The 15,948-nt window shown below is 69.6% G+C and carries 18 protein-coding genes; 13 read left to right on the forward strand and 5 right to left on the reverse strand.

Annotated elements, in window-relative coordinates:
• Together metC and AC1DY5_RS15680 are read left to right on the forward strand one after the other, a co-directional pair.
• The coding region (metC, locus tag AC1DY5_RS15675) for a cystathionine beta-lyase (RefSeq protein WP_478112720.1) at positions 1-1,114 on the forward strand (1,114 nt) is incomplete at its 5' end.
• A 134-nt stretch (positions 1,115-1,248) separates the two neighbouring features.
• The gene (locus AC1DY5_RS15680) at positions 1,249-1,776 is read left to right on the forward strand and encodes a universal stress protein (RefSeq protein WP_478112722.1); all 528 of its coding nucleotides are present in this window, start codon (positions 1,249-1,251) and stop codon (positions 1,774-1,776) included.
• 25 nt (positions 1,777-1,801) lie between these two features.
• On the opposite strand, the gene AC1DY5_RS15685 is transcribed toward AC1DY5_RS15680, so the two are convergent.
• Positions 1,802-3,367 carry a bifunctional aminoglycoside phosphotransferase/ATP-binding protein gene (locus tag AC1DY5_RS15685; RefSeq protein ID WP_478112724.1) on the reverse strand — a complete coding sequence of 522 codons (1,566 nt, stop codon included), beginning with the start codon at positions 3,365-3,367 and terminating at the stop codon, positions 1,802-1,804.
• A 151-nt stretch (positions 3,368-3,518) separates the two neighbouring features.
• Between AC1DY5_RS15685 and AC1DY5_RS15690 the strand changes: the two genes are divergently transcribed.
• Together AC1DY5_RS15690 and AC1DY5_RS15695 are read left to right on the forward strand one after the other, a co-directional pair.
• Complete coding sequence (locus tag AC1DY5_RS15690) at positions 3,519-4,100, forward strand: hypothetical protein (protein ID WP_478112726.1); 582 nt, start codon at positions 3,519-3,521, stop codon at positions 4,098-4,100.
• A gap of 98 nt (positions 4,101-4,198) precedes the next feature.
• Positions 4,199-4,417 (forward strand): class I SAM-dependent methyltransferase, encoded by a 219-nt coding sequence (locus AC1DY5_RS15695; protein WP_478112728.1) that lies wholly within the window; start codon positions 4,199-4,201, stop codon positions 4,415-4,417.
• A 60-nt stretch (positions 4,418-4,477) separates the two neighbouring features.
• Here the strand turns inward: AC1DY5_RS15695 and AC1DY5_RS15700 are convergent, their stop codons facing one another.
• Positions 4,478-5,194, reverse strand: a complete 717-nt coding sequence (locus tag AC1DY5_RS15700; protein ID WP_478112730.1) for a hypothetical protein — start codon at positions 5,192-5,194, stop codon at positions 4,478-4,480.
• 192 nt (positions 5,195-5,386) lie between these two features.
• On the opposite strand from AC1DY5_RS15700, the gene AC1DY5_RS15705 reads away from it, so the two are divergent.
• Together AC1DY5_RS15705 and AC1DY5_RS15710 are read left to right on the forward strand one after the other, a co-directional pair.
• A complete protein-coding gene (locus AC1DY5_RS15705) occupies positions 5,387-5,914 on the forward strand; it encodes a flavodoxin family protein (RefSeq protein ID WP_478112732.1) in 528 nt (175 codons plus the stop codon).
• Between the two features lie 7 nt (positions 5,915-5,921).
• Positions 5,922-7,400 (forward strand): trypsin-like peptidase domain-containing protein, encoded by a 1,479-nt coding sequence (locus AC1DY5_RS15710; protein WP_478112753.1) that lies wholly within the window; start codon positions 5,922-5,924, stop codon positions 7,398-7,400.
• Here AC1DY5_RS15710 and AC1DY5_RS15715 read toward each other — a convergent pair.
• The gene (locus AC1DY5_RS15715; protein WP_478112734.1) at positions 7,387-8,226 is read right to left on the reverse strand and encodes a universal stress protein; all 840 of its coding nucleotides are present in this window, start codon (positions 8,224-8,226) and stop codon (positions 7,387-7,389) included. The genes AC1DY5_RS15710 and AC1DY5_RS15715 overlap by 14 nt on opposite strands.
• A 170-nt stretch (positions 8,227-8,396) precedes the next feature.
• Here AC1DY5_RS15715 and AC1DY5_RS15720 point away from each other — a divergent pair, with 170 nt between their 5' ends.
• The 6 genes from AC1DY5_RS15720 to AC1DY5_RS15745 all read left to right on the forward strand — a co-directional run bounded on the left by AC1DY5_RS15720 (position 8,397) and on the right by AC1DY5_RS15745 (position 13,884).
• Positions 8,397-9,050, forward strand: a complete 654-nt coding sequence (locus tag AC1DY5_RS15720; RefSeq protein ID WP_478112736.1) for a BON domain-containing protein — start codon at positions 8,397-8,399, stop codon at positions 9,048-9,050.
• Positions 9,051-9,054: 4 nt separating this feature from the next.
• Entirely contained in the window at positions 9,055-9,429 is a 375-nt protein-coding gene (locus AC1DY5_RS15725; protein ID WP_478112738.1) for a TraR/DksA family transcriptional regulator, read from the forward strand.
• A gap of 39 nt (positions 9,430-9,468) precedes the next feature.
• Entirely contained in the window at positions 9,469-10,296 is an 828-nt protein-coding gene (locus tag AC1DY5_RS15730; protein ID WP_478112740.1) for a universal stress protein, read from the forward strand.
• 110 nt (positions 10,297-10,406) lie between these two features.
• Entirely contained in the window at positions 10,407-12,488 is a 2,082-nt protein-coding gene (locus tag AC1DY5_RS15735; RefSeq protein ID WP_478112742.1) for a PAS domain S-box protein, read from the forward strand.
• Positions 12,489-12,567: 79 nt separating this feature from the next.
• Positions 12,568-13,092, forward strand: a complete 525-nt coding sequence (locus tag AC1DY5_RS15740) for a Rossmann-fold NAD(P)-binding domain-containing protein (protein WP_478112743.1) — start codon at positions 12,568-12,570, stop codon at positions 13,090-13,092.
• A 51-nt stretch (positions 13,093-13,143) separates the two neighbouring features.
• Positions 13,144-13,884, forward strand: coding sequence for a response regulator (locus AC1DY5_RS15745; RefSeq protein WP_478112745.1), 741 nt, complete (start codon positions 13,144-13,146; stop codon positions 13,882-13,884).
• A 30-nt stretch (positions 13,885-13,914) separates the two neighbouring features.
• Here AC1DY5_RS15745 and AC1DY5_RS15750 read toward each other — a convergent pair whose 3' ends face one another.
• Positions 13,915-14,637, reverse strand: a complete 723-nt coding sequence (locus tag AC1DY5_RS15750; protein ID WP_478112747.1) for a Crp/Fnr family transcriptional regulator — start codon at positions 14,635-14,637, stop codon at positions 13,915-13,917.
• 11 nt (positions 14,638-14,648) lie between these two features.
• Here AC1DY5_RS15750 and AC1DY5_RS15755 point away from each other — a divergent pair, with 11 nt between their 5' ends.
• The gene (locus tag AC1DY5_RS15755; protein WP_478112749.1) at positions 14,649-15,566 is read left to right on the forward strand and encodes a Rossmann-fold NAD(P)-binding domain-containing protein; all 918 of its coding nucleotides are present in this window, start codon (positions 14,649-14,651) and stop codon (positions 15,564-15,566) included.
• 136 nt (positions 15,567-15,702) lie between these two features.
• On the opposite strand, the gene AC1DY5_RS15760 is transcribed toward AC1DY5_RS15755, so the two are convergent.
• Positions 15,703-15,948, reverse strand: a 246-nt coding sequence (locus AC1DY5_RS15760; protein ID WP_478112751.1) for an aldehyde dehydrogenase family protein, incomplete at its 5' end; no start/stop codon positions are given.

Raw genomic sequence — 15,948 nt, forward strand, 5'->3', positions numbered from 1 at the left:
CGGCGGCATGGTCAACACACCCGTGTTCCGCGGCTCGACGATCCTGTCGAACTCCCTCACCGAATGGGAATCGCGCAAGCTGCCGGGCAATCCCTATGCGTCGTACGGGCGCTTCGGCACGCCCACCACCCGCTCACTCGAGACCGCGCTCGCCGAACTCGAAGGCGGCTACCGCTCGATCGTCTTTCCCTCCGGCCTGGCCGCCTGCACGCACAGCCTTCTGGCATTGCTCAAGCCCGGCGACCACGCGCTGATCAGCGACAGCGTCTACGGCCCGACGCGCAGCTTCGCAACCAACGTGCTCGCGCGCTTCGACATCGCGGTGGAATTCTTCGATCCGCTCGCAGGCTCGGAGATCCGCCACCAGATCCGGCCGAACACGCGCGTGGTGTTCGTCGAATCGCCAGGCTCGGCCACCTTCGAGGTGCAGGACATCCCCGCCATTGCGCATGAAGCCCACAAGGTCGATGCCTTCGTGGTGCTGGACAACACTTGGGCCAGCCCGCTGTTCTTCAAGCCCTTCGAGCACGGCGTGGACATTTCGGTCCAGGCCGCGACCAAGTACATCGTCGGCCACTCCGACGCGCTGCTGGGCGCCGCGACCGCCAACGAGCGCGCCTGGCCGCTGCTGCAGCGCACCGCGCACGACTTCGGCCAGACCGCCGGGCCGGACGACCTCTACCTCGCGCTGCGCGGCCTGCGCAGCCTGTCGGTGCGCCTGCACCGCCACTGGGAAAACGGCGTGCTGCTGGCCGAAAGCATGGCCCGCCACCCGATGGTGGCGAAGGTGCTGCACCCGGCCCTGCCGGGCGACGCCGGACATGCGCTGTGGCGCCGCGACTTCAAGGGCGCGAGCGGACTCTTCGGGGTGGCGCTGCAGCCGGTCAGCCGAGCGGCGTTGGGCGTCTTCTTCGACAGCTTGGAACTGTTCGGCATCGGGCTGTCGTGGGGCGGCTACGAAAGCCTGGCGCTGCCGGTCGACGCCCCCACGCGCGCCGTTCGCCCATGGACGCTCGAAGGGCCGCTGCTGCGCATCCACGCCGGACTCGAATCCTGCAACGACCTGGTGCGCGACATGCAGTCGGCGCTCGACCGGATGCAGCGCCACGCCTGACGGCCCGGCGCGCGCGACGCGCGCGTCAGCGCCGCCTGCCTGGGCGGGCACGCGGGCGGCTGGATTTGCGCCAGGTCAATGTCTGGCGCGCCAACATTCCGATACTGGTGGCATCCCATGCCAAGGAGCCCCTCATGTATCAGCGAATTCTCGTCCCCATCGATGGCAGTTCGACCTCGCAGCGCGGGCTGGACGAGGCCATCGCCCTCGCGAAGATCACCCAGGGCCGGCTGCGACTGTTCCACGTCATCGACGAACTCTCCTTCGCGCTGGCCATGGATGCCTACGCGGGCTTCGCCGGCGACTGGCTCGACGAGCTGCGCAAGGCCGGCCGCCGCCTGCTCGACGAGGGCCAGGCCGCCGCGAAGGCCGCCGGCGTCGAAGCCGACACGGTGCTGTGCGACAAGTTTTCCGGCACCGTCCATGAGCAGGTCACGGCCGAAGCTGCCCGCTGGCCCGCCGAACTGATCGTGCTGGGCACGCACGGCCGCCGCGGTGTCGGCCGCCTGGTGATGGGCAGCAGCGCCGAGAACGTGCTGCGCTATGCGACGGTGCCGGTGCTGCTGGTGCGCGCCGCCGAGGCCGCGACGACGGCGAAGCCCGAGCCGGCGCAGCAGGCCGAGAACGTGAGCCTGCCCTCGGCCGCGTTGTCCTTCGAGTAGCGACAGCCCGCCCGCGCTGCGCGCCTCATCGGCTGCGGGCGAGCCATCGGGCCCGTAGCGCCGCCGCGTCCAGCGTGGCTTCGGTGTCGACATCCAGCGTGCTGGCGCGCTCGTCGCCGTCCAGGGGCTCGTGGCTGGCGAGCTGACGCTCCAGCACCGCCAGATCCGCCTCCGAGGCGTCGCTGCGGCCGGCGCCGCGGGCCGCCACGCGGCGCCGCAAGTGGGCGGCGGCGGCTTGGCAATGAAGAATCGAGAAAGGCACGCGCAGCTCGGCGGCCAGGGCCCGGAAGGCCATCCGCTCGTCGCGTCGCAGAAAGGCGGCATCGACGATCACCGGATAGCCCGACTGCAGCGCCGTTCGCGCGCACGCCGCCAGCCGGTCGAAGGTGCGCCGCGTCGCCTCCGGGGTGTAGATGTCCACCGACTGCTCGGCCGATCGCTGCAGGGGCGCCAGTCCAAACAACCGCTTGCGCTCGACGTCGGATCGAATGCGGACCGCGCCTGCGAGCGCCAGCAGCTCCCCGGCGACGGTGGACTTTCCCGATCCGGACAGTCCGTGCGTGATCAGCAGCCGGGGCCCCGGCGCGGCATTCGGCGCGGCGAGCGCCTCGGCACAGCCGAGATAGTCAGGCCCGGAGGGCTGCGGGCTGTCGCCCAGCGCCTGCGCCCGCAGCACGCCGACCCGGGCCCGGACCAGGGCCCGATACACCTCGTAGGCACGCAGCACCGTCAGGCCGGCATAGTCGCCGCCCTGCTGCAGATAGGCGTCGAGAAAGCGGTGCGCCAGGTCGGCGCGCCCGTGGGCTTTCAGGTCCATGGTGACGAAGGCGACGTCGTTCATGACATCGATCCAGCGCAGAGCGGGGTCGAACTCGATGCAGTCGAAGGCGGTCAACTGGTCTTCGACGAGCACCACATTGGCCAGGTGAAGATCGCCATGGCATTCGCGTACCGCCCGCTGGCGCTGGCGTTCGAGCCATGCCGTGCGGAGCGAGTCGGAACGCTCGGCGATCCAGGCCTGCAGCGACTGCAGCCGCTCGGCGCCGCATTCGGCGGGCAGTCCCGCCAGCGCTTCGCGCATCGGGCGCACCACCTGTTCCGGCGCGCCGAACTCGGAGAACAGCGGGGCGACCTCGGCTTGCGCGTGGAAAGCGGCGAGCCGGTCGGCAAACCGCGACAGCTGCGGCGCCTGCAGCTTGCCGGCCAGCACCAGGTTGCGAAGCAGGCTGTCTTCCGGAAAGCGCCGCATGCGCACGGCGTACTCGATGGGCTCGCCGCCGCCGTCGAGGCGCGGCGCATCGGGGCTGCCGCGCACCGTGACGACGTCGAGGTAGAGCGCGGCAGCGAGGCGCCGGTTGAGCCGGAGTTCCTCGTCGCAGAAATGCTTGCGCGCCGCCAGCGTGCCGAAATCGACGAAGGACAGCCGCACGGGCTTCTTCAGCTTGTAGGCCAGGCGATCGGTCAGCAGCACCCAGGAGATGTGGGTCTCGATCAGCGAGACTGGGTGGTCGGTCTCGGCCTGCAGCTGTTCGCGCAGCGCCGTCACGAGGGAACGGCCTGCCGTGAGCGCATCGGGAGTTTCAGGCTTCATGTCGGCGGCGAGCGTGCGGGGCTGGGGTCGGGCATCGATGGGAGGGGTCCCCTTTTTACCGGCCATGGAGACGAATTCCTTGCGCTGGCGCAAACCCGTCCCTGCCGGCGCGGATGATGCTTCAAGGGCTCGTTCACTCGGGAGAGGTTCCATGAAAGCCAGGATTGTGCTCGCCCTGCTGGCGATGGCCCTGAACGCGGCGGCATTCGCCGCCGACTACACCGCGCCCGGCCAGTTGAGCCCGGCGTCGACGCCGAGCCAGAAGGCGAAGGACGCCGCCAGCAAGGCGGCGCGCGAAGCCCAGATCGCCGGGCAGAAAGCGGCCGACGCAGCCAAGGCGGCCCTCGATCGCAGCAGCGCGAGCGCCGGCAAGATTTCCCAGGCCCTGGCCGAAGCGATCCGGCAAGCGGCCCGGAAGGCAGCCGAAGCGGCGCGCCGCTTCGAGGCCAAGGCCTCAGCCTCGGCCGACATGGCGCTCGACGTCGGCAAGGATGCGGCACGCGCGACCCAGGAAGAAAGCAGGAAGGCGCTCGCAGCGACCAAGGACGCGCTCGAGAAGGCCGAGGAGGCAGTTCGGCGGGCGGCGGCGGCGAGCCAGGAAGAAGCGGAGCAGGCGGCGCGGGCCACCCGCGAGGCGCTGCAACGGGCCGAGGATGCGACGCGCAGCGCCGCGCGGGCCGCCAAGGACGCCGCCTCGCGAGCGCTCGAGGCTGCCAGGTCGTCCAAGCCTTAGGGTGAACGAGATCCCTAGACCTTCCCTAGACCCGGCGCACGCACTTGTCGTAGAGGTGCGGTGCGCGGCCGCCCGGGTCGTAGCGGGCCTTCCGGGCTGTGTTCCCGGGCGGATGGATCCCGAGCCTGGCCGACGTCATCGTCTGCATGGAGCGCAGCGGCCTCGAGGTGGTCGATGTCGAGAACCTGCGGCGCCACTATGCGCCGACGCTGGAGGCCTGGGCGGCCCGCTTCGAGTCGCGCTGGGAAATCCATCCGGGCGCTCGACCCGACCCGTGTCGACGAGGCGCTTCCGGCGCATCTGGCGCACCTACCTGATCGGTTGCGCCGAGATGTTCCGCTCGCCGGCCGGCTACACGCACCTGTTTCAGATCGTCTTCAGCAAGGGGCAATATCACGCGCGACAGCTATCCGATGACCCGCGCCTACCTGTATGCCGAATGACGCCCACGCGCATGCCGCCCGACGGCGCCGGCTGCTCGCCGCCTTCGAGGCGAGCGCGACGGCGCGGCAGGGCGCGCCGCTCGGCTTGGCCAAGAACACCTCGAACCTGTTCCGCGACCGCCGGCCGATCGCCAAGCGGCGCCTGGACCTCGTCTGATCTTGCGGCAGACGTGGTCGATCTTGTTGCGTTGCGCCTGCTCCAGGCTGTGCGTGTCGGCGTCCCAGTAGCCGCAGGTGCGGCGGGTCGAGCCATTGGCGATAGAAGTCGACGCCGAGTCCGCAGTGGAAGCAGGCATTCGCCTTGGCCGTGGCCGGATCGCGGTTCGAGTGCCTCAGGTCGTGCAAGCCGTTCTCAATGTTGTTGAGCGCGCCGGGCTGCTGGTCGAAGCCGGAGGCCATGCCGGTGGCCAGCGCCGCGGCGAAGTCGCCATCGACATCGACCTCCTGCGCAAAATATGCCTCCATCAGGCCGATATGGCCGCGCGTCGCGATGCCGAACAGGGCGGTATCGGTATGGATGCACAGCGTGAACGCGGGCGCGTCCGCGCCAACGGCCACCCGCGTGCCGTCCGGCAGCTGCACCGCGAAGGAAGCGCCGGAGCGTGTGCTGATGCCCTCGAGCATGCCGCGCAGCGGAAGTGAACGCACCATCGATGGCTCCTTCGCCTTGTTCGGGCGGCACAGCGGTCCCTGAGCGAATTGTGGTCCATCGTAGGCAACGAAGCCGGGCCTTGCTTGACGTTGATCAAGCATCTGCTTCGGCGGACCCCAATTGATTCAGCGCAAGACAGCGTTGACAAGATGCTTCTAAAGTGAACATTCGCCCACGATGCGGAGATGGCAATGAGCAAGGTTCTGGTGGTCTTCTACTCCTACACCGGCACCTGCAAGCGCACGGCGCAACTGCTGTGCAGCCAGCAGGGCTGGCCGTTGGCCGAGATCGCGGAGGTCCGGCCGCGCAGCGGCGTGACCGGCACGCTGCGCTGCGCATTCGAGTCCCTTTTCCGGCTGCAGCCGGCCATCCGATACGACGGCCCGATGCCGAGGGATTTCGACGCGGTGGTCCTGATATCGCCCATCTGGGCGCTGCGGCTGGCGGGGCCGATGCGCAGCTTCGTGGCACGGCGGCGCGACCACCTGCCCGATGTCGCGATGGTGTCCGTCATGGGCGGCAGCGGGGCGCCCGAAGCGGCTGCCGAGGTCACCCGCCTGATCGGACGCCCTCCGATCCTGGCGACCGCGCTCACCATGCGCGAAGTCGACGACGGCAGCGGCGCGGTGCGGCTGCAGGCCTTCGGTTCGGCGGTCGCCAGCGCGGAGGACTCGAAGGCCGTGGTCCGCCCGGTCACGCTGTCGCTGCAGGCGGTCTGACGTGAGGATGCCGCGGCCGCAGGGGCGGCAGCTGCGCGCCGCCTTCGTCACTGTTCGACGGCTGGCCACTCTCGCGCTGGCCGGGCTGGTCGGTGCCTGCGCGTCCGCGCCCGAACAACCGGCCTCACCGGGCCCTGCCGCCGAATTCGCCGCGCCGGCCGTGCCGGCTGCGTCGGCCGCGCCGGCCTTCTCGTCGCTGGTCGCCAGCCGCAGCGCGGGCGTGGTCGACATCAGCACCCTGCGGATCGGCCGCGACGAACGGGCCGCGGGCCTGGAGCTGGAGTTCGCGCCCGAGAGCGACTTTGCGGACCGGCTGGCCTGGCCGTTGCCGGCCGACGTCCGGATCAGCCAGATCCGCGACCTGGCGTCCGGCGTGATCCTCAGCAGCAATGGCCTGATCCTCACCAGCGCGCACGTGCTCGCCGACATCGACGAGGCGCAGGTCCGGCTGGGCGATGGCCGCCGCTTCCCCGGGCGGGTGGTCGGCATCGACCGGCGCACCGACGTCGGCTTGCTGAAGATCGATGCCACCGGTCTCGCCACCGCGCCCATCGGCGACTCCTCCCAACTGGCAGCGGGCGACTGGGTCGCGGCGATCGGGGCTCCGTTCGGATTCCATGGCAGCGTCACGGCGGGCGTGGTGAGCGCGGTCGACCGCTACATCGGAGGCGCCGGGGAAGTCCCCTTCATCCAGACCGACGTAGCGATCAATCCGGGCAGTTCGGGCAGTCCCCTGTTCAACAGCCGCGGCGAGGTGGTTGCGATCAACTCGATGATCTACAGCGGCAACGGCGGCTACATGGGCCTGTCCTTTGCCGTGCCGATCAACCTGGCCATGAAGGTGGCGACCCAGCTAAAGGAATCGGGCCGGGTGCGCCGCGCCCACCTCGGCGCCGAATTCCAGGAGATGACGCCCGCGCTGGCCCAGTCTTTCACCTTCAAGGAGCCCACCGGCGCCCTCGTGGTGCGGGTGGATCCCGAGGGCCCGGCGCAGGCAGCGGGGCTGCTTCGGGGCGACATCGTCACCGCCTTCAACGGCGTCCCGATCACGCACTTCACGGAACTGCTACGGCAGGTCGCTAACGGCCCGGCCGGCCGCCGAAACCCGGTGGAGCTGTGGCGGCATGGAACCCGGCGGACGGTCTGGGTGGCGCTGTCGGAAGAGTCCGCGCCGCGGACCGTCCCGCGCGCCAACCCGAGCTCCGAATGGGGCGATGGCCTCGGCTTGAAGCTCGGCGAGCTCTCGCCGATGCAGAAGCTCCAGTTCGGCACCGACGGCGGCCTGGTGGTCCGCGACGCCGCCGGGCCGGCGCGCAGCGAGGGCGTGCGCACGGGCGACATCATCGTCGCCATGAACGACGGCCGGCTCGACCGCGTCGAGGACTTCAGGCGCAAGCTCGCCGGGATCCCGCAGGGACGGATGGTGGCGCTGCTGGTGTTGCGCGATCGGCGACTGGCCTATGTGCCCGTCGTTAATGCGCCATGAGGACAGGAAGGTTCATACCCGCGAGGATCTCGCGCGTGACGCCACCCAGAACGAATTCCAGCATGCGGGTGTGCCCGTAGCCGCCCATCACCAGCAAGTCGCTGTCCATGCGCGCGGCACAGGCCAGCAAGGCCTCCGCGAAGTCCGTGGCGACGAGCTGCCGTTCTGCCTTCGCATGGATGCCGTGGCGCTGCAGCCATTCGAGGGTCTGCGGAATCAGCAGCGGGCCTTCGTCCACGGTCTCGCCGGCCCGCTGCAGCGAAACCAGCGACACGGATGACGCCGGGGCCAGCAGCGGCAGCGCGTCGCGCAAGGCCATCGCCGCCTCCCGCGAGCCGTCCCACGCGACCAGCACCTTGTCGCCAGGCTGCCGCACCGACCCGGCGCGAGGCACCACGAGGACGGGCCGGGCGACGTGCAGCATGACCTGCTCGGCCAGCTTGCGGGCGGTCATGTCGTCGGTGTCTTCGTCGTCCTGTCCCACGATCACCAGGTCGCTGGCACGGCCATGCCGGATGATGGCGTCGACCGAGGGTTCGTCCACCACGCGAACCTCGCTGGAGAGCGGCCCGGGTCCGCGCAACTGGTCCTTGAACACGTGGGCGACGGCCTCCGCACGAATGCGAAGGTAGTCGGCGGACGCGGCGGCGAAGCTGGCGTCGCCCTTCGACATTGCATCGGCAGGAATGCGGCCGTCGTACAAGCCGGTGGGGATGAGCCCGACCAGATGGCTGCCATGCACCCTCGCCAGCGAAGCGGCGAGTCCGACACGCGCCGCGCACGCGGCCGAGTGGTCCAGGTGCACCAGGAGGGTTCCGAGGTTCATGGTGGGTCTTTCGACTTCGATGGAGACGGGCCAATGTTCACGCGACGGCCATGCGCCTCCCTTGACGCCGATCAAGGCCGCGTCCGGACGCTGGGCCAGACTCCATTGCGAGCCAGGAGATCCTGCCGCAAGCGGCGGGCCCGCTCCGATCCATCACCGAAAGGAATGCCATGAAGTCCGATGCCATGCTGCGAAGCGACATCGTCGCCGAGCTGAATTTCGACCCCGCGATCACCGCCACCGACGTCGGCGTCATCGTCCAGGATAGCGTGGTGACGCTGACCGGACACCCCTCGAGCCACGCCGAGAAGCACGCCATCGAACGCGCTGCGCAGCGCGTCAAGGGCGTGAAGGCCCTGGCCGTCGAGATGGTGGTCAAGCTGCCCRCCGGCAGCGAACGYGACGACGCCGACATCGCCAGGGCGGCCGAGAACGCGCTCGAGTGGAATGTGCTGGTGCCCGACGACGCCATCCATCCGATGGTCGAGAACGGCTGGATCACGCTCAACGGCCGGGTCGAATGGGAATACCAGCGCCGGGCCGCCGAAGTCGCCGTGCGCAACCTGCTGGGCGTCAAGGGCGTGACCGACCTGGTCGAGGTGAAGGCCCGCTTCAGCCCGGCCGACGTCGAGCGCAAGATCCGGGAGGCCCTGCAGCGGCAGGCCGACCGGGATGCGCAGCATATCGAGGTCCGGGTCGAAGGCGCCCAGGTCACGCTGCGCGGACATGTCCGCTCCTGGGCCGAGCGCAAGGCCGCGCAAGGTGCCGCCTGGTCGGCGCCCGGCGTCGGGAGCGTCGTCAACAACCTGCTGGTCGAGGAATGACCCCATGAAGCATCTCACTGCGGCCGACCGTAAAGCCCTGGCCCTTCAACTAGGCGTCCTGAAGCGCCAGGTTCTCGACGAACTGCAGGACGCTGCACCGCACCCTGCTGGCGACGCGCGCGCCGGCGAGCACGGCGTCCACAGCCATGCCGACGATGCCGAGGTCGAACAGCTCGACGACGTGCGCTTCGCGCAGATCGAGGTCGACCGCACCCGGCTGAGGGCGATCGAACAGGCGCAACAGCGGATGGCCGAAGGCCGGTACGGGATCTGCATCGACTGYGGCGAGGAGATCCCGCGCGAAAGGCTGCTGGCCCAGGCCATGGCCATTCGTTGCGCCGCCTGTCAGGACATCGCCGAGAGTCGACGGCAGCGCTGAAGAGTCCCGCAGCATTCCGTCTCCCGCAGGAGCCGTCCCATGATGTCGCCTCTCAAATCCCTCCTCGTCCACTTGGACGGCACGGCACGCGCGGAGACACGGCTGCGGCTCGCGCTGCAACTGGCGGCCGACTGCGATGCGCGGGTGAGCGCGCTGTTCGCGGTCGCACCGCTCTACCCGCCGGTGCTGCCCATGCCGGGCGGGGCTGCCCTGCCGCTGGCGGGCAAGATCGATCTCGACCACCGGATCAAGGCCATGGGCGCCTTCGAACGGGCACGCGGCAGCAGCAAGCAGGCCTGCGAGTGGCTGGAGCTCGCCGGCGAGCCGGTGACCGCGACCTTCGCGCGCCGGGCGCTGAGCGCCGACCTGCTGTTCCTCGGCCAGCGAGACCCCGGCGATGCGCAGGGCTTCGACGTCCCGGCGGATTTCGTCGAGTCGGTGCTGATCGACGGCGGACGCCCGGCCCTGCTGATCCCCTATGCCGGCGCGGCGAGCATCGCGCCCAAGACCGTCCTGATCGCCTGGAAATCGACCCGCGAGGCCGCCCATGCGGTCACGGCGGCGCTGCATTTCCTGCGCGGCGCCAAGCAGGTGCACCTGGTCGACCACGACGACGACGAAACCCAGGCGGCGCCGGTGCAGGTGCGGGAATACCTCCGGCGGCACGGTGTCGCGCAGGTTCACGAGCAGGCCCGGCTGTCCGAAGGCCATGCCGGCGAGGACCTGCTCTCGCTCGCGGCCGATTGCGGCGCCGAGATGATCGTGATGGGCTGCTACGGACACAGCCGGGCCCGCGAACTGGTGCTCGGCGGCGCCACCCGGACCCTCCTGCACTCGATGACGGTGCCCATTCTGATGGCGCATTGACCGTCGACGCAAGGGCGGCGGCGCCGGCGGCAGCGATCGGGGTTCGCCGCTCTTCTCATCCGGGCCGGATGCGCGGACACTTGCGCCCGATGACGTCAGACCCGCCACCCATGTCCGCTTCCTCGCCTCCCGCCGCCTTGCTGCCGGCCGGCATCGACGAGCGCAACGTGTTCCGCTCGCTGTTCCTGGCCTTTCCCGACTCGCTGCTGGTGGTCGATGCCGGCGGCACGATCGTGATGTGCAATCCGCCGGCGGCCCGGCTGCTGGGCTACACGGTCGACGAGCTGATCGGCAGTCCCGTCGATGCGCTGGTCCCCGATGCGATCCGACCCCGTCATGCGCAATTTCGCGAAAGCTACGGGCGCGCGCCCCGGGCCCGCCCGATGGGAACGCACACCGAACTGGTGGCGCGCCGCAAGGACGGCAGCGAGGTGATGGTTGAGATCGCGCTCAGCCCGCTGCAGGCCCAGGGTCTGCCGCTGGTGATCGCCGCGATCCGCGATATCGGCGCCTATCCGCGGGTGCAGCAGGCCCTGCAGCGCGGGCGCTACAACGCCCACCTGGCGGAGTTCGGCCGCCTTGTGGTCGATGCCCGCGATCCGCACGCCTTGCTGGGCCATGTCCCGGTGATCGCGGCGGAGGCCCTGCAGGTCGACGTCGCGATGGTGTTTCTGCTCGACAAGGACCGCCAGGGGCTGCGGGTGGCGAGCGGCGTCGGCATGGTGCCGGGCGAGGAGATCGGCACGGTCCTGCCCTATCGCGCGGACACCACGCCGGGCCTGGTGCTGTACCAGGAACGGCCGCTGCGGGTCGAGGATTATGGCCAGGAGGACCGTTTCGTCGTTCCCCCCGCCTACCTGGAGGCCGGCCTGACCAGCGGCCTGGCGGTGCCGATATCGGACCGGGGCAACACCATCGGAGCCCTGTCGGTCCGATCCAAGGCCCGGCGAGACTTCGGCGAGGACGAGACGCGCTTCCTCCTGGCGCTCGCGAGCCTGCTGGGCGCCAGCCTCCAGCGGGTCGAGTCGGAGGATGCGCTCAAGCATGCGCAGCGGCTGGAAAGCGTCGGCCAGCTGACCGGCGGCATCGCGCACGACTTCAACAACCTGCTGACGATCATCCAGGGCAATCTGCAGGTGCTGCAAGACTACCCATCGATCGCCGACGACAGCCATGCCCAACAGCTCGTCGGCGCCGCCATGCGGGCCACGCGGCGCGGCGCCGACCTCACGGGCAAGCTGCTGGCGTTCTCGCGCCGCCAGGTACTGATGCCCAGCCAGGTGAACGTCGAACTCACCCTCAAGGCGCTGGCCGACATGCTGCGTCGAACGCTCGACCAGCACATCCACATCGAGGTCGACACGCCGGAGCCCTGCCCGCCGGTGCGGGTCGACCCTGTCCAGCTGGAGTCGGCCCTGCTCAACATCGCGATCAACGCCCGGGATGCGATGCCCGCCGGGGGCGTCCTGCGCTTCGGGGCCCGGGTCTGTTCCGCGTTGCCGCCCGGCCTGCACGTGGAGGCCGGTCCCGACGGCCAGCAGTTCGTGGGGATCTCGATTTCCGATACCGGAACGGGGATGTCGAACGACGTCAAGGAGCGGGCGCTCGAGCCTTTCTTCACGACCAAGGAGGCCGGGCGCGGAACGGGGCTCGGCTTGAGCACCGTCTACGGATTCGTGAGCCAGTCGCGCGGCGCCCTGACGATCRACAGTGAAATCGGCTTAGGCACCACCGTGACGCTGTACATCCCGCAGTCCCCCACGGGCGAGCAAGGTGCCGGCAGCGAGGAAGGCGCCGCCAGGCCCATTCCGACCGGACTCAAGGTGCTGCTGGTGGAAGACGACAACGACCTGCGCACCGTCGTCGCCACCTTCCTGGACGCGATGAGCCTCCAGGTGACGATGGCGGCCAACGCCGAACAGGCGCTGCTGATGCTGGACACCCGGCCGCCCTTCGACCTGCTGCTGACCGACGTCGCGCTGGGCTTCGGCCTGCGCGGCACCGAACTCGCAGCCCGGGCCCAGCAGCGCTTCCCATCGATGCCGATCCTCCTGATGTCGGGCTTCTCGCCCGAGCTGCTGGGTGCCGGCCGCGACTCGCCATTGCGCTGGGAGCTGCTGCGCAAGCCCTGCACGCGGCAGGAGCTGGCGAACGCCATCGCCAAGGTCCTGGCGGCTTCCCGCGCAGCCTGACCCCGGACGAGGTCCCCATCGCGCGCGCTTGATCGGGGTCAAGGCCGGCGCCGGGTCCTGCGATAGGCTGGTTGTCCACGTGCAACCTACCGCCATGCAGCCCCGCCCGTCCGACCACGCTGCCAGTTCGAGCCCCCTCGACGCGTCCTGGCCCACCGATGCAGCCACGCTCGTCGAGCGTGCCCAGCGTATCGAGCATGCCCGTGACGGCGATCCGCTGCGTTCGGCGTTGCGCGGCAAGATCCTGGCCCTGCTGTGCGAGCGCGCCGACGACGACGCTGCGCAGCTGTTCCGGCGCGCGGTGACCGAACTGGGGGGCCGCGTCGCCCATGTCCAACCCAAGCTCGACGCCCACAGCAGCGCCCAGGACATCCAGCACACAGCCCATGTGCTGGGCCGCCTCTACGATGCGATCGAGTGCCACGGGATGGAGCCCCGCCTGATGGCGCAGATCCGGTCCGATTCGGGTGTCCCGGTCTATGGCGGGATCGCCCTGAGCAGCCATCCGAGCGCCCGGCTGGCTGCGCGGCTGGGCCGCCAGTCGCCACTCGCGGACCGGCGGTGCCGGATCGTCCAGGCCATTCTTCTCGGCGGCGCCGGCTGACACCGGCCGGTACCGATTGATGGACCGGACCGGCCCGACTACGATGCGCGCGTGAGCACCTCCATCCATCTCGCAGTCCTGGACGACGAACCGGACATCACCCAGCTGCTGGCCACCTACCTCGCCGGCCATGGCTTTCGGGTCAGCCAGCTGCATTCCGGCAAGACGCTGATGGAACTCATGGCGCGCGATCCGCCCGCGCTGGTGCTGCTCGACCTGGGCCTGCCTGGGGAAGACGGCTTCACGATCGCCCGTCAGCTGCGGGAACACTGGCATTGCGGGCTGGTCATCGTGACCGGCCGCGGCGATGCCGTCGACAAGGTGGTCGGACTCGAAGTGGGTGCCGACGACTATGTCACCAAGCCCTTCGACCTGCGCGAGCTGGTGGCCCGCATCAAGGCGGTGCTTCGCCGCTTGGCCTCGCCCGCGCCCGCCGCGCCCCAGGCCGCGGCGGCAGCTCCGGCGGGACCTCCGACACGGCTGCGCTTCGATCGCTGGGAACTCGACACCGCGGCGCGGCGCCTGCTCGATTCGGCGAACAACGAAGTGGCCCTGACCAGCGGCGAATTCGAACTGCTGTTCACGCTGGCCAATCACCCCGGTCGGGTGCTGTCGCGGGACTTCCTGCTCGAACACACACGGGGCCGCGAAGGCGGCCCCTTCGACCGCACGATCGATGTCCAGGTCGGGCGCCTGCGGCGCAAGATCGAGGCCGACCCCGAGAACCCCCAGATCATCAAGTCGGTCCGGGGCGCGGGCTACATCCTGGTGCCCAGGGTCGAGGCGGCCTGAGCCGCCGCGCCCCCTCGGCCCCGGCCCCGCTCAGTGATAGGCAGCGGCCGGTGCCACGCTGCCCTGGATGAAGGCCGTGAGCGCTTCCACCTGCGGGATGTGGATGTCTCGCCGGCCTTTCTCGGTGAAGCGGATCACGTCGCCCCGTGCCAGCCGCGACAAGGCCCGGCTCACCGTCTCGAGCGTCATGCCGAGGTAGTTGCCGATCTCCGCCCGGGTCATGCGCAGCGTGATCTGGTCGGTGCGAAGGCCGCGCTGAGCGAGGGCATCGGCCCAGTAGCGCAGGAAGCCGGCGACGCGGGCGTCGGCGGGCAGCGTGCACAGCGACAGCATGGAGTCGTGGTCGCGCGTCAGTTCGCGGCTCATGGCCTCGTGCAGCACGGTCAGCAGCGCCGGCGTGCGGACGGCCGCCTGGATCAGGGCGTCGTAGCGAATGGCCCAGATCTCGCCGGTGTCCATGGCGATCGCGTCGCAGTTGTACTGCCCCGCCGCAATGCCGTCGAGGCCGAGCCAGTCGCCCTTGAAATACAGCCCGACCACCTGCTCGCGCCCCTCGCCGGACAGGTTGACCAGCTTGAAGTAGCCCGAGTTGACGATGTAGAGACAGCCGAATTCCTGGCCCATCTGGTACACCGAGTCGCCCGAATGGACCACCCGCCGATGAATCGGAAAGCTGTCCTCGAGCAACTGCAACATGTCGGCGATGCGCCGAACGGCAGACCCCGTGCACCTGGATACGCTGGCTTCAATCATTTTCTTGCTCCTTGCAGATCGATGGGCACAGCTTAGGAAGGGCGTGCAACAGGCACATCAATGCGAAGACGGCCTCGGTAACAGTGAGTCAACCTTCGGTGTCGGTTCAGTATCAGCCATCGATCTGCCGCGATGGCTCGACGGATTTGATGGGGGTCAAGGTCATTCTTGCCGCAGGCCCTACCTTCAGGGGTGTGAGCACCGCCCTTTCCATCCCCTTTCACCGCCGCTGGTGGGACGAGCCGCTGGACGCGGGTCGCGTTCTCGCCGTCTTCGCCGCCGCCAGGCGCCTGCGGGCGGATGGCCGCGCCGGCGCCCTCGGCAAGACACTGCGCGGCAGGAACCTGGCATTGCTGGCCGGCGCGTCCCCGGGGCGGAAGGAGTCGACCCTCCATCGCGCTGCGCTGGACCTGGGCGCCCGCGTCGCCGAGATCCGGTTCGTCGAGCCCGAGGACGGAACGCCGCAGGACATCGGGACGCTGGCGCGCCTGCTGGGACGCATGTACGACGCCATCGACTGCGCAGCGCTCTCGCCCGCCACGGTGGACCGGATCGAGCAGGAAGCGGGCGTCCCGGTCTTTGCCGGGCTGGGTCTGGACGAGCACCCGGCGAGGATGCTGGCGGACCTGTTGACGCTTTGCGACTGCCGATCGCCGCCGCCGCCGGCGCAGACGCTGCTGTTCCATGGCGAGCCGCAGACGGGCCGCGACCGCGCCTTCCTGTCGGCGGCCGAGGACATGGGCTTCGCCGTCCGGGTGGCCAGCGATCCGGATGTGGCCTCGGAAGCGGGGGCCCTCGCCGTCGATGCCACGCGTCCTCCGCACTGGTTGCTGCAGGGGCCGGACGGCCCGATCGACGAGGCTCGGCGAGCGGAGAACCACCGCGCCCTGCTGCAGGCCGTCCTGCTGGAGACCATGGGCCGCGCCTGAGGTGTTCAGGGCAGCGCGTCGATGCGAACCAAGGGCAGTTGCGAGCGGACGAAGTTCAAGGCGTAGCGCAGCGCGCCCGTGCTCTGGGCATGGCGCGAGAACAGCGGCTGTCCGAGCATGACGGTCGGCGCTATCCTCAGAGACCGGCTAGCGCGATGTACTTCGTCACCAGGTAGTCCTCGATCCCATGTCGTGAGCCTTCGCGACCCAGCCCGGATTGCTTGACGCCGCCAAAGGGCGCAACCTCGTTGGAGATCAGACCTGTATTCACGCCCACCATGCCGTACTCCAGCGCTTCCGCCACGCGCAAGATGCGGCCGATGTCGCGGCTGTAGAAATAGCTTGCCAACCCAAATTCGGTGTCATTGGCCAGGCGCACGAC

The organism is Variovorax sp. P4_D9, assembly GCF_056401695.1.

Coding starts and splice junctions, on each gene's coding strand:
- AC1DY5_RS15680 (WP_478112722.1), top strand. CDS start 1,249: ATGTATCAGCGAATTCTCGTCCCCATCGATGGCAGTTCGACCTCGCAG.
- AC1DY5_RS15685 (WP_478112724.1), bottom strand. CDS start 3,367: ATGAAGCCTGAAACTCCCGATGCGCTCACGGCAGGCCGTTCCCTCGTG.
- AC1DY5_RS15690 (WP_478112726.1), top strand. CDS start 3,519: ATGAAAGCCAGGATTGTGCTCGCCCTGCTGGCGATGGCCCTGAACGCG.
- AC1DY5_RS15700 (WP_478112730.1), bottom strand. CDS start 5,194: ATGGTGCGTTCACTTCCGCTGCGCGGCATGCTCGAGGGCATCAGCACA.
- AC1DY5_RS15705 (WP_478112732.1), top strand. CDS start 5,387: ATGAGCAAGGTTCTGGTGGTCTTCTACTCCTACACCGGCACCTGCAAG.
- AC1DY5_RS15710 (WP_478112753.1), top strand. CDS start 5,922: ATGCCGCGGCCGCAGGGGCGGCAGCTGCGCGCCGCCTTCGTCACTGTT.
- AC1DY5_RS15715 (WP_478112734.1), bottom strand. CDS start 8,226: ATGAACCTCGGAACCCTCCTGGTGCACCTGGACCACTCGGCCGCGTGC.
- AC1DY5_RS15730 (WP_478112740.1), top strand. CDS start 9,469: ATGATGTCGCCTCTCAAATCCCTCCTCGTCCACTTGGACGGCACGGCA.
- AC1DY5_RS15750 (WP_478112747.1), bottom strand. CDS start 14,637: ATGATTGAAGCCAGCGTATCCAGGTGCACGGGGTCTGCCGTTCGGCGC.